Annotated in this window: 11 protein-coding genes; 8 read left to right on the top strand and 3 right to left on the bottom strand. The window is 58.0% G+C overall.

The genetic code is table 11. From position 1 onward, the window contains the following. Window positions 1-92: 92 nt before the first annotated feature. Together FFS21_RS26110 and FFS21_RS26105 are read right to left on the bottom strand one after the other, a co-directional pair. On the bottom strand, window positions 93-1,187 hold the full coding sequence (locus FFS21_RS26110; RefSeq protein ID WP_029306677.1) for an IolE/MocC family protein: 1,095 nt from the start codon (window positions 1,185-1,187) through the stop codon (window positions 93-95). A 29-nt stretch (window positions 1,188-1,216) separates the two neighbouring features. Beyond that, the gene (locus FFS21_RS26105; protein ID WP_029306678.1) at window positions 1,217-2,290 is read right to left on the bottom strand and encodes a Rieske 2Fe-2S domain-containing protein; all 1,074 of its coding nucleotides are present in this window, start codon (window positions 2,288-2,290) and stop codon (window positions 1,217-1,219) included. A gap of 401 nt (window positions 2,291-2,691) precedes the next feature. Between FFS21_RS26105 and FFS21_RS26100 the strand changes: the two genes are divergently transcribed. The 7 genes from FFS21_RS26100 to FFS21_RS26070 all read left to right on the top strand — a co-directional run bounded on the left by FFS21_RS26100 (window position 2,692) and on the right by FFS21_RS26070 (window position 9,631). Continuing rightward, window positions 2,692-3,354, top strand: coding sequence for a GntR family transcriptional regulator (locus tag FFS21_RS26100; RefSeq protein WP_029306679.1), 663 nt, complete (start codon window positions 2,692-2,694; stop codon window positions 3,352-3,354). Window positions 3,355-3,532: 178 nt separating this feature from the next. Next, a complete protein-coding gene (locus FFS21_RS26095) occupies window positions 3,533-4,387 on the top strand; it encodes an aromatic ring-hydroxylating oxygenase subunit alpha (RefSeq protein ID WP_029306680.1) in 855 nt (284 codons plus the stop codon). 25 nt (window positions 4,388-4,412) lie between these two features. Then, window positions 4,413-6,164, top strand: a complete 1,752-nt coding sequence (locus tag FFS21_RS26090; RefSeq protein ID WP_029306681.1) for a Rieske 2Fe-2S domain-containing protein — start codon at window positions 4,413-4,415, stop codon at window positions 6,162-6,164. 11 nt (window positions 6,165-6,175) lie between these two features. Next, window positions 6,176-6,850, top strand: a complete 675-nt coding sequence (locus tag FFS21_RS26085) for a glutathione S-transferase family protein (RefSeq protein ID WP_029306682.1) — start codon at window positions 6,176-6,178, stop codon at window positions 6,848-6,850. A 108-nt stretch (window positions 6,851-6,958) separates the two neighbouring features. After that, window positions 6,959-8,065: an S-(hydroxymethyl)glutathione dehydrogenase/class III alcohol dehydrogenase gene (locus tag FFS21_RS26080; RefSeq protein WP_029306683.1), complete on the top strand. Its 1,107-nt coding sequence runs from the start codon at window positions 6,959-6,961 to the stop codon at window positions 8,063-8,065. Window positions 8,066-8,073: 8 nt separating this feature from the next. Next, entirely contained in the window at window positions 8,074-8,931 is an 858-nt protein-coding gene (gene fghA, locus FFS21_RS26075) for an S-formylglutathione hydrolase (RefSeq protein WP_029306684.1), read from the top strand. A gap of 91 nt (window positions 8,932-9,022) precedes the next feature. Then, window positions 9,023-9,631 (top strand): glutathione S-transferase family protein, encoded by a 609-nt coding sequence (locus tag FFS21_RS26070; RefSeq protein ID WP_029306685.1) that lies wholly within the window; start codon window positions 9,023-9,025, stop codon window positions 9,629-9,631. Between the two features lie 321 nt (window positions 9,632-9,952). On the opposite strand, the gene pdxR is transcribed toward FFS21_RS26070, so the two are convergent. Beyond that, window positions 9,953-11,374 (bottom strand): MocR-like pyridoxine biosynthesis transcription factor PdxR, encoded by a 1,422-nt coding sequence (pdxR, locus tag FFS21_RS26065; RefSeq protein WP_080711353.1) that lies wholly within the window; start codon window positions 11,372-11,374, stop codon window positions 9,953-9,955. 154 nt (window positions 11,375-11,528) lie between these two features. On the opposite strand from pdxR, the gene FFS21_RS26060 reads away from it, so the two are divergent. Then, window positions 11,529-11,975 carry a carboxymuconolactone decarboxylase family protein gene (locus FFS21_RS26060; protein ID WP_029306687.1) on the top strand — a complete coding sequence of 149 codons (447 nt, stop codon included), beginning with the start codon at window positions 11,529-11,531 and terminating at the stop codon, window positions 11,973-11,975. Window positions 11,976-12,738 lie beyond the last annotated feature (763 nt).

The following is a 12,738-nucleotide window of genomic DNA, read 5'->3' as shown; positions in this document are numbered from 1 at the left end:
CGCCTTTTCCTAAAAAAGGGCGAGGGCATGGAGCCCTCGCTAACCCCTACTACACGGATCGGTGCATGCTGGCTATCGCCAGCCGAATACATTCAGCGGGCGATATTGCCGCGATACTGATCAACAAACTCTGACGCCGTCTTGCCCTTCTTCGCTTCGAAGATTGCCGAGCGCTCCGCATAGAGCTCACGAACGAATGTAGCGACCAGACAGCTATCGGCAAACATGTCATATCCCCAACCCAGGCCGTACGCTCCAAGGTTGATGTTGTCGATGGTCATGACGCGCATGTTCGAGTCATCGGTCGAGAGATACTGATCGATGACCTTGCGAACCAGCTCTTTGGTGCATGCCAGCTTGTGCGCATGCCATACGTCGGTATGCCATTCGCCAGGCTTCGGCAAGCTGAACGGATACTGGATCGACCGACCTGGACGGTCGTAGCCCAGGCCATCCCAAGGACCTGACTCGAAGGCCAGCCAGTTCACGGGGCCATTAGGGGCGGCCGGACGGACTTGCGTCCAATGAACCATGTTGCGCTGCAGCCATTCATCGGCGAAGCTGTCATCGTTGAACGGGTCCAGCTTCCTGATGGCTTCGGCATCGCCTCGCATCTGTGATACCGCGTGCTCAACTTCGTTTTCGATCTTGAAGATGCAATGGCTGTAGTCCATGCAGAAGTTGAAGGGAACGCCTTGCTTCTCCACCAGGCCGGCAACCTTCAAGACACGGCGGAAGTCCTCGGACCACATGTCAACGTGGCTTTCGTACGTGACCGTGATGCCGCGGGCTTCAGCGTACTCGTACGTATTCAAGTACGAAACAGCAACCTCTTCGTCGGTCACATAATGGCCGTCCGCATGTTTGGCCCAAACCATGAGGTTATGGAATTTGGCATCGACTTCGCGCGTGCGCTCGATGTTTGCCTTGATCTTGTCTTCGTCGACACCCAGGGTATAGGTCCAGCTTCCCGTCAGCACTGGCAGATTGTAGTGCTGGCTCGCCTTGATATATTCGTCCAGCTCTTTGTCACTCGCAGGGATACGGTCGACGAAGTCCCACAGCCCGCTTTCCTTCTGCAGGCGAAATTGCTCCATTACCGGCAGCTCGATTTCAGATACCGGCGCCTCGATGGAAGATGGTTGTACGCCTCGACCGGCACAGCCGAGCAGGAACATTGGCTTCATTGGAACTCCTCTTTTTCGGATGCTTTTGACTACAGAGTCGTCGACTCGTCGATGACGTTGGATCGCAGTACTGCCTGGAACTCCTCCTTGCCACGGAGAGCGGCTTGACAGAGTTCGCGGTGCCATTTGCGATACTGGATAGAGACCTTGTCAGTGGCGACGGATATCTCGCCTGCCGAGATCTCGGCAGGCCATTGCGATTGAATTACCGGCTGATCCTCTTCCAGGACGCGTTTCTGGAACGCAAGGTGCATGTGGTCCGGCTGACCATCGGTCTCGCGAGCGATGATCATGAAGTTGCGGCAGGTCTTGTCGTCCACTGGGGACGCTGTTGTCCACAACACGAACCGTGAGTTGTCCTTCCAGAGCTTGATCTCGAGGTTGATCCCGTACGGCATCGTGCATCGGTAGTCGAAGTCTCCCATCGGCGCCTCTTCAGGGATGCCTTCCATTTCACGAGGCGGAGCCAGCTTGAACTGCAACTCTCCGTCGATTCGGTTGACCTGCACGGCAGGGTGGCTGGCAAAGAACGGGTCGTACAGAGTGCCCGGATGAACGAACGCGAAGTGCGAAAAGTCGGTGAAGTTTTCCCAGCGTCGCTCGGCGACCGTGTTCCACAGATAGGAGTCGGCGACGATCGTCTGCATGCCGGGCTTGTCCCAATCACTGAAGTACGGGATCTCAGTACAGTCGAAGCTATTGTCGAGACGTACCCATACGATCGAGTATTTCACCTCGCACTCGTAGGCATTCAGCTTGGCGCGGGGAGGAATGGCCTTTTCCGGGCAAGCGGGGACAAGCTTGCAAATCCCTTCGTTGTCGTATTGCCATCCGTGATAGGGACAAGCCAGGAAGTCTTTCCCGTCTCGCTTGCTCACCCTGCCAAGAGAGAGCTTGGCTGATCGGTGCGCGCAACGGTCGCTCGCGGCCACGAGCTTTCCATTCAAGCGAGCCAGTACGATGGACTCGCCCAACAGCGTGATGGCCATCGGACCATGGCCGGACGCATTGGCGCGTTCGAATTCAGCCACGGTGCAAACCGGATGCCAGAAGTGGCGGAGATAAGTCTTGTCCTCGAGAAGAGGCCTGTACTGCTCGTTCATGATCGAAGCTCCAGTGGGGGATCTGTTTTGTGAAGCCAAAACTACTACTCTGGGAAGCCAAATGTCTTATCTGGTATACCAGACTATAGAGCGTAATTTGGACCGGCAATCAGGGATTACCCGTCTTGGGGATGCTCACTTGCTTCGGGGATATGGCACGAACTGTGCCATGGTCAGGGGGACGGACGTTCCGTTGGGACGTGGCCGTGAGGAGCGTTGGTAGCCTTGGTTCTCGGCTAACCATGCACGAGAACGGGTATGCAGCCGCGGGAGCTAGCCCATCTTGGTGCGGCGCGTCACAGCTTTAGTGCCAAATGACGCGCTTGATGTACCATCTAGAAATTCTGGTCGACCAGACAATTGCTGCGCCGAGCCGACGGTAGCAGTCACGCGACAACATCATGCTAACCCAGAAAATTGTAGGCACCATCTCCGATGCGATCTACCACCGTCGTCTTCCGCCGGGGACAAAGCTGAACGAGCGAGACATTGCGGATTTGTTTGGCGTCAGTCGCACAGTCGTCCGGCAGGCGCTTATCCGCTTGTCGCAAGACGGGCTGGTAGAAATCTCCCCCAAGCGCTCTTCATCTGTCTGGCGGCCGACTTTCGACGACGCGTTTGAACTCTACCAAATGCTCCTGGTGCTCGAGAGTGGCGTGATCGACCAAGTGATCAAGATCATCACTCCCGAACAACTCAAAGCGCTGCGGGCGCATACGGGGAAGGAACGGGTTGCATTCGAGAAGGGGAAGCACGACCAGGGGGACAAGCTTGGGCGGGAATTTCACTCTCTCCTGCTGTCCTTTTTGAACAACGAGACACTGAACCAAATTCACTCGCAACTGCGACGCCGCGAAGCGCTGATCAACGCGATGTTCCGTGTTGGCTTTGACTACTGCCAACTGCGCGACGAGCACGGGAAGCTCGTGGAGTGCCTCGAGAAGAAAGACGCCACTGCGGCCAAAGAGTTGCTGGCATCGCACTACAACCTGGTGATCAGAGGTTACCGATTCGACGCCTCCGCACCTCCTGAGATCGACCTCAAAGCTGTCCTCGCCATCTAAGCTGTCCTCGCAATAGACCCGGCCGCCTTGAGCGGCCCTGGTCTACTTCACGCCGTATCTCGGCAATTCTCCCGCTAAGTATTTTCCCCAAGTGCAAACTGCTTTGCGCTTTGGGTTCTTCTGATATACATTCTGGTATACCAGTTTAGCAAACTAACAAGCCACGGCAGGAGGGGCAGTGAAAGCAGATCAGGTGCTGTTCGAAGATTGGCATCCCGTTGCGGCGCTGGAGGATGTTCTTCCCAGCCGGCAATATCTAACGCGGCTGCTCGGCCGCTCGGTGACATACGACGTGTCGCCCGATGGCGAGATCCAGGCAAACTGGACCGACGAGGGCATTGTTCGGCCGGTGTCATGCAAGCGTGCCTACGGAACGCTGTGGTTTTCGTTCTCGTCATCGCCACGCGACTTGTTTCCGGTGCCAGAGTTTGCGGAAGCAGATCGTCGGGTTGTCAGCGCTGGATCGACGCGCGTAAATGTGTCGGGGCTTCGCGCCATCGAAAATTTCTTGGACATGGCACATTTTCCGTTCGTGCATACGGACATCCTTGGTGCTGAACCGCTCACCGAGGTGCTGCCTTACAACGTACGGATCGACGAAGAACTGGATGAAGTCATCGCCACGGAGTGTCGATTCGCTCAGCCCCGTGCGTCGGCCACAGCGGTCGAGCCCATCGAGACCCAGTACGTCTACCGCGTGACGCGCCCCAACGTTGCCATCCTTTACAAGACCTGTCCTCCGGATCCGCAGCGTTGGGATGTCCTCTGCTTGTTCGTACAGCCTGTCGATGAGGACTGGTGTATCGCGCACACGATCATGTGCTACGTCGACGATATCAACTCCGACGAACAGCTTCGTCGCTTTCAGCAGACGATTTTTGGGCAGGATCTGATGATCTTGATCAACCAGGTTCCCAAACGGCTGCCGTTAGCGGCCAGTCGTGAGAACCCTGTCCGAGCAGACGTACTTGCAACCGCTTACCGCAGGTGGCTTCGCGAAAGCGACTTGCACTACGGCGCGATTCGCGGTTGAGCGAACGAATAGAGAGTCCTCCAAAATGAAATCATTAGATACGAATCGCTGGTATCCGATCGCCAGTGCCACGGATCTTCCGTCGCGCCACGTTTATCAGACAAGCCTCGCAGGTCAAGAACTCGCCCTTTGGCGCGATGACAATGGCATGGTCAATGCCTGGGAGAACCGTTGCCCTCATCGCGGGCTACGCCTGTCGCTGGGCGTGAACCTCGGTAACGAACTGAGGTGCCAGTATCACGGGTGGACGTATGAGACCGGCAGCGGTGGTTGCACTTTCGTTCCCGCCCACCGCGAAGCAACTGAGCCGAGCTCTGCTTGCGTTGCCACCTTCGCCGTGTCCGAAAAGGACGGGTTGGTATGGGCGTCTCTCGGAACGCCGCTGGTCGAACCTGAAGCCCTGCAACTGGGCTATCCCGGGCAGGTCCGGACAGGCCTTCGCAGCCTTCCGATCAATGCATCGCAAGAAGAAGTCAGCGAAGCGTTGCTTGCACAGGCCAACCGATTCTCGGAAGTACTGGATGGCGAGTCGCGCGCCGAAGTGATTGCAGACGGATTGATTCGAATCGAACGACACCAGGAGTCGAAGGTATTGGTGTTCCTTCTGCAGCCGACCTCTGGGCAGAAGTGCATCGTGCACACAATGGTCTTCGCGGCGAATACCGCGACCGTGGGTTTCAGGACTCACTTCTCAACGATTCTTACGGAGTTCCGCCGCGCAATGGAGGCGACGCATGCCAGTGCGCCGAAGATCGAGAAAATCCATGCGACGGCGCCGGTTGCAGCGGAAGTGCCTGCGGTGGTGGTGCCGTTCCCTCGGCCTGCGTCAACCGAATTCAAATGCGAAGTCACCGCCCGCCTGCAGGAAACCGAAGACATTATCTCGCTGTGGCTGAAGCCTAAGGGCCGGACGATGCCGCAGCTCTCGCCTGGCATGCATATCAGCGTGACTACCCCGGCTGGATGTGTACGGCAATACTCCGTGGTCAACAGTCCAAGTGAGCGTGACTCATTCATCATCGGCGTAAAGCGCGAGGCGATGTCCCGGGGCGGTTCCGAATCCATGCATGCGCAGGTGAAGGAGGGAACCGAACTCTCCATTACGGTACCACGCAATGCGTTCCCTCTTATTCGAAACGGAAAGCGCCCGGTACTTATCGCCGGCGGCATTGGCATAACACCGATTCTCGCCATGGCCCAGGCGCTGCAGGCTGGAGGCGATGACTTTGAGTTGCACTACTTTGTCAGGGGAGCAGAGCATTCGCCATTCGGCGAGCGCTTGCGCGACTTGGGTCCGAGCGTCCATCTTTACGCAGGCCTGGATGGCGTTGCGACTCGCGAGAAGCTGATGGCCATGCTCGCCGCCGTAGACCCTGCCCAAACAGAGGTTTACACATGCGGGCCGGGGGTGATGATCAACTGCGTAAGCGAAGTTGCCGCGGCGCGGGGCATCCCCGAAGAGTCCATTCGCTTCGAACTTTTCAAGAATGACGACATCCCGACGGGCGGCGATTCGTTCGAGGTGGAACTCGCCAAGTCCGGAAAGTCTTTCAGTGTGCCGTCAGACAAGAGCCTGCTGAAGGCGTGCTGGGAGAACGGGGTAACCATCGAGGCATCCTGCGAGCAGGGCGTCTGCGGAACCTGCATGACCGGCGTCCTCAGTGGCGACCTGGAGCACCATGACACGTATCTCTCCAAGGCGGAGCGCGAAAGCGGGAAGTGGATCATGCCGTGCGTGTCGCGTTGCAAGAACGGCAAGATCGTCCTGGACATTTAAAGAGAACCCCCATGATTACGCTTTACGACTACGAGCTATCCGGCAACTGCTACAAGGTTCGTCTGTTGCTCAACATTCTGGGAATTGACTACCAGAACGAACCGGTCGAGTTCTACCCAAGCAGACAGCACAAGTCCGACGCATTCTTGCGGGTCAATCCCTTGGGGCAGCTACCGGCACTGACGGACGGCGATTTTTCGATTCGGGACGCGCAGGCGATTCTTGTCTATTTGGCCAAGCGTTACGACACGTCGAACCTTTGGTACCCGGTCAGCGATGCCCGCCTTGCGGGTGAAGTGCAAATGTGGCTGTCTTTCGCAGATAGCCTGACCGGCTCCATTTCTGCGGCGCGTCTTCATGATCTGTTTTTCTTCGACTTTGATGCTGAAGCTTGCAGGAAGAGGTCCCACGAGTTGCTGCGCATACTGGATGAACACCTTTGGCGGCGCGAGCAAATGGGCGGGAAGTTTCTTTGCGACGCTTCGCACCCCACGATTGCGGATATTGCGTGCTTCCCATATATCGCTTTGTCCGATGAGGGTGGCGTATCGCTCGGCGATTACCCCGCAGTCCGTCGGTGGACCGATCAGATCAAGCGGCTACCCGGCTTCATCGTGATGTCCGGCGTTTTTCCCACTTCACGTCAGCTCGACGAGCCAGCAGCGGCTGTAGTTGCGATGCGTTGAATGAATTGTCTGTCCGCAGGCGTGCCATCGAAGCGACTTGATGGCACGCCTGCCCTGCGCGGGATACCGCTCAATTCTTAGATATCTCAATCGGAAGGTTATTTGAAGATGAAAACGAAAGCTGCTATTGCCTGGAAAGCTGGCGCCCCCCTTAGCGTTGAAGAAGTGGACCTGGCGGGTCCGCGAGCTGGCGAGGTGCTCGTCGAGATCAAAGCAACGGGTGTATGCCACACCGACTACTACACACTCTCGGGCGCAGATCCCGAGGGTATCTTCCCCGCCATCCTGGGCCACGAAGGTGCCGGTATCGTGACGGAAGTTGGGCATGGCGTGACCTCGCTCAAGCCAGGCGATCACGTGATCCCTCTGTACACGCCGGAATGCCGGCAGTGCAAGTTCTGCCTGTCGCAGAAGACGAATCTCTGTCAGTCGATTCGTGCAACACAGGGCAAGGGTCTCATGCCCGATGGCACGGCGCGCTTCTCGATCGACGGCACGCCGATCTTCCACTACATGGGGACGTCGACCTTCGCGAACCATATCGTGGTTCCCGAAATCGCCCTCGCAAAGATTCGCCCGGACGCCCCTTTCGACAAGGTCTGCTATATCGGCTGCGGCGTGACGACCGGTGTAGGCGCAGTGCTGTTCACGGCAAAGGTGGAGGCCGGTGCGAACGTGGTGGTATTTGGTTTGGGCGGGATCGGGCTGAACGTTATTCAGGCAGCCAAGATGGTCGGCGCCAACAAGATCATTGGGGTCGACTTGAACCCTGGTCGGGAAGCAATGGCTCGGAAATTCGGCATGACCCACTTTGTGAACCCGAGGGACGTTGAAAACGTCGTCGATCACATCATCCAATTGACAGACGGAGGCGCAGACTATTCCTTCGAGTGCATCGGCAATACGAAGGTCATGCGCCAGGCACTGGAGTGCTGCCACAAGGGTTGGGGCAAATCCATTGTCATCGGTGTCGCCGAGGCCGGCGCCGAAATCTCGACTCGTCCGTTCCAGTTGGTGACAGGTCGTGAGTGGAAGGGCTCTGCATTCGGTGGCGCTCGTGGTCGGACGGATGTGCCGAAGATCGTCGACTGGTACATGGAAGGGAAACTGAACATTGACGATCTGATTACCCACAGGCTTCCGCTGGAATCGATCAACGACGCCTTCGATCTGATGAAGAGCGGCGAGTCGATCCGTTCGGTGGTGCTCTACTAGGTACCATCATGAGCAACTTGAAGCCAGTATCTGAGCACGCCTGCTTCGGCGGCCTGCAACGGTTCTACGAGCACGCATCCAAGGAGACCGGGACCAGCATGCGCTTCTCGGTGTACTTGCCGCCGCAAGCCTTGAGAGGGGAGCGCTGCCCGGCGCTCTTCTATCTGGCTGGGCTTACCTGCACGGAGGAGACGTTTGCGACGAAGTCTGGCGCTCAACGGGTCGCCTCTGAGCTTGGTTTGGTGTTGGTGGCCCCCGACACGAGCCCGAGAGGGGTCGAGATTGCAGGAGATCGGGAGAGTTGGGACTTTGGTGTGGCAGCGGGCTTCTACGTCGATGCCACAGACGCGCCATGGGCCACAAACTACCGCATGTATAGCTACGTTGTCCGCGAGCTCTTCAGCGAGGTAATGGAGAACTTCCCTGTCGATCAACGACGGGTCGGAATCTTCGGGCACTCGATGGGTGGTCACGGCGCTCTGGTGATCGCTTTGCGGAATCCGGACCAGTTTCGATCCGTCTCGGCGTTTGCGCCAATTGCCAACCCGGTGGCATGCCCATGGGGTATCAAAGCCTTCACTCGATATCTCGGCGTTGAGCAAAGTAAGTGGACGGACTACGACGCGACGCTGCTGATTCGGCGAGCCGGGCGCGCCGTCTTCCCAGGCGGAATACTGATCGACCAAGGACTTGATGACAAATTCCTGGAAGAACAGTTGTATCCGGAGACTCTCCGCGCAGCATGCGAGATAGCAGGCCAACCGCTGAGGCTGCGCAAACATCCTGGGTATGACCACGGCTACTACTTTATTTCTTCCTTCATGGAGGACCACCTCAGGCATCACGCCTCTGAGTTAGGTTCTTGACCGTCTGATCCTTGCAGCGTGTGTCTCGCTGCTCCTTCCGGCGTTCCGGTGGGCTCCGTGGCTCCGGAACGCTTTTTTTGTTGGAGATTTCATGATTCGCTTACATGATTTTGAGCTGTCGGGAAGTTGCTACAAGATTCGACTTCTCTTGAACATGCTGAGCGTTCCCTATGAGAAAGTCAGTGTGGACTATGTTGGCCAACAACATGAGTCGGCGGACTATCTCGAACTTAATCCGTTCGGGGAATTGCCTATCCTGGAGGATGGGTCATTACGTTTGCGCAATGCGCAAGCGATCCTCACATACATCGCCCGCAAGTATGACAAGTTTGGTACTTGGTACCCGACTGAGGCCGATAGCGCTGCGAGAGTTCACCAATGGCTCGCCACGGCGGGCGGAGATCTCATGCATGTAGCGCAAGCGAGGTCTGTAAAGCTCTTTCACCACTCCGCAAACTTAGGCGACCTACTTGCGCTCTCGCATCGGGTGCTCAGGGTGTTGGATGGGCATTTGGAAAATCGAAAATGGCTTGAGCTCGGTCGACCAACTATCGCTGATGTTGCCTGCTTTCCTCATGTCGCACTATCAACAGACGCGGGTGTCGAGATTGCTGGATACAAGCATGTGTTGGAGTGGGTCGAACGCTTCAAGACGATCCCCGGTTTCCTTAGTATGCCCGGCATACGTTGGGGTTCGTAGACGTTCGGAGTCCGCACGGGCCGGATGAGCATGGGACCGGTCCTCGCGGCTTCGCCTGATTCGAGCCACTTGAAGCGCATCCGAAAACGGTAAAACCGTGCAGGGCCGACGGCAAAGCCGACGTTCGCGGACAAAAAAGGATTTACTCGACCATCTATCGATGGCGGCAAGTCCCGCACATAGCTCGCTGAACTGGCAGGTGTTGACCACTAAGCCGTCGTTCGGCGCTCGATCCTGGATTGACCGTTTGTGGCCGGACTCGGTCATAGGCTCAAAACTCACACGCCAACACGTCTCAATCCGCGGCTCACGACTGTGGATTCAGCGCATTGATGCAACGATTATCGCAAGCGTTTCGCACGCGGCATCGAGGTTGTCGAGGCGCAGGTTCGTCGTGCTGAGTAGCAGGCCTTGTTGCGCGTGACTGCGGCGAAGGTACCAGGCGGAGAGAGCAGAAGGCGCGAGGCCGCGCGAGCGGGCAATGTCGACCACAGCGGTGTCGTTGGCGGTCGTTGGAAGCGGTGCGATCAGGCCAAGGCCCGCAGTCAGCGTGCCAGGCAGAAACGCGTTGAGACAGTCCAGCGCAAGACTGCGGCGCCTGGCATAGAGCGCCTTCATCCGGCGCAGGTGCCGCAGAAAGTGCCCATCCTCCAGAAACTCCGTGACTGCCAACTGTGTGGTCCGATTCGGAGCCGGCGCCAATACGGCAGCGACCTCGACCAAACGCTCTGCCACCGAGTGTGGCGCGACGATGAAACCGAGACCCAGCGCCGGGCTGATCGTCTTGCTAAACGCGCCGATGTGAATCACGCGCTCCGCGCCTTTACCTGCCGCAAGGGCCGGCGCCGCGCGGCCTTCGAGCTGTAGCTCTCCCAGATAGTCATCTTCGATGATCCAGGCATTCTTTGTCGTCGCCCAGTCGAGCAAGGCGTGTCTTCGTGCTGGCGACATTGTCACGCCAAGCGGTGCGTGCTGGCCCGGTGAAACCAGCGCCAGCAGGGCGTCTGGCGCGCTGGCGATGCCATCTTCCACGCGCAGTCCCTCGGCATCCACGGGGACGGGTTCAACTTCGGCTCCCATCAGTTCCAGCGCGCGCCTTCCCAGCGGGTAACCTGGCTCCTCTATCCATGCCTTGCGTCCGTGCGCGTGCAGTGCCGTCAGCGCAAGCATCAAGCCCTGCCGGTATCCGCTGGTGACGATGATCTGATCGGGATGGCAATGCACGTGCCGGCTGACGGCCAGATAGCTGGCAATCTGGACGCGTAGCTCGGGCTCGCCGCGCGGGTCGGCGTAGGTCGTGAAAGCGATGGCATCGTTGCGTACGGCGCGCGTGCGCATGCGGGCCCAGAGTTTGGCGGGAAACGCGTCATCGGCGGGTACACCCATCTGGAATGGCAGCGGAGCGCTCGAATATGGGCGTGTGAACCCTGCCAACGGCCCGTCGAGTGGCGGTTCCTCGTCTGCTCGCCCGGCCAGCAACCCAGCGCATACTCGGGTGCCTGCAGAGCCAGCGCCGAGCACCAGGTTCTCGGCAATCAACCGATCGTAGACCACGCGGATGGTGCCGCGCGCGACGCCAAGCTGGGTCGCGAGATCCCGGCCAGACGGCAAACGCTGTCCGGGTGCCAGCCGGCCGTCGACGATTGCCAGTCGCAGGCTTGCATGGATCTGGTCGACGATGGGCACGGCTTTGGCACGGTCCAGTTGAATGGAAAACGCTGCGGGCGTATTCGGATCAGTCATCTTGGATCAGTCGTTTCGGTAGTTTTTGGGCCTGTTCCTTCAATGCCCGGCGGAGTAACGTGATGTTTTATGACATGTTCCGCGCCCGACGTCGATATACGGACCGTGCGCCCCGACTGCCCTTTACGTACCTCAATGACAGGAAAGGACCGAGATGACCCGCTTAAACTGGCAAGAGATCGCACCTGACGGTGCGAAGGCTCTGTTTGGTATCCACCACTATGTAACCAAGAAAACGAATCTGCCGGAGGAACTTGTCCACCTTGTGTTCCTTCGCGTTTCGCAGATCAACGGCTGTGCCCACTGCATCGACATGCACAGTCGCGACCTTCGGAAAACCATGTCGATCGACAAGATCACATTGGTACCGGTCTGGGACGAGGTGCACCATCTATTCTCCGACCGGGAACGCGCCGCGCTGGCCTGGGCGGAGGAAGTGACCCGGGTCAGCGAAACGCATGCCTCAGATGAAGCGTATGCCGCTGCCTCGGCTGCGTTCACGCCCAAGGACCTCGTCGACCTCACGATCACAATCGCCGCAATGAATGCGTTTAACCGACTCGGTGCGCCGTTTCGCCTTCCTGTTGCCGCCGCGTCGTGATTCTTCCACAGGCTAATGGGGACTGATGGCTCAGGGGCCGACCGGAGTTTTCTTAGACCCTACGGACGAATTGCGCGCAATCGAGCCGGGTTTTTCGAGGGGCGTCTATTGGCCGGTCTCGGGCGCACGGTATGTCGCACTTGCAGTGCGCTTAGTTGTCGATACGGGCGCGAATCGCCGCAGGATTCTTCGGCTCCCTGTAGCCACCGCTGCCGTGGTATGTCTCTGCACAAAGCCAAAAAGCCTCGTTGCAATGCAGGCAACGGAAATGGTACTCGACGTAGTCATCCCATGCTGCGCCTTTTGAGAGATCAATAAACGGGACGGACACACATGGAGTAGAAGGAATTACCTCTATTAATGTTTGATCCGTGAGGTTCTCCGCTGCGATCTGTATGGCCTTGCGCAGTTCGCTAGGGGATCGGACTGCATAGCGGACACAGACATCCGTACACCGTTCACATGTCATGGGAGAGTTCGTCGAGAATTCGTTATTTCGAGCGCGATCTGATCGTATCGGCCGCATCGACGTTGATTGTCGACGATCTGCAGGGGCGTGCGATGGTCCGCTTCTGGCCGATCTCTGCCCGTGGCCGGAGCCAGGGGGCACCGCTGGCCTTCCGGCCCCAGCATCTTGGTGACAAATTCAGTTCGCGACCAGCAAACGCTTGCCCAGCAAGGGATGGCGCGTAACTGACCGAAATTGCCAGGCGAGTTGACAGATTTACTGGCGCAACGGTGACAAATTTGGTACGGTCTACGA

The sequence above is a fragment of the Cupriavidus sp. 2SB genome (assembly GCF_005503625.1).
Taxonomy (GTDB): Bacteria; Pseudomonadota; Gammaproteobacteria; order Burkholderiales; family Burkholderiaceae; genus Cupriavidus.
The sequence above is the reverse complement of the archived record's forward strand: the minus strand, read 5'-3'. Positions and strand labels throughout refer to the sequence as shown.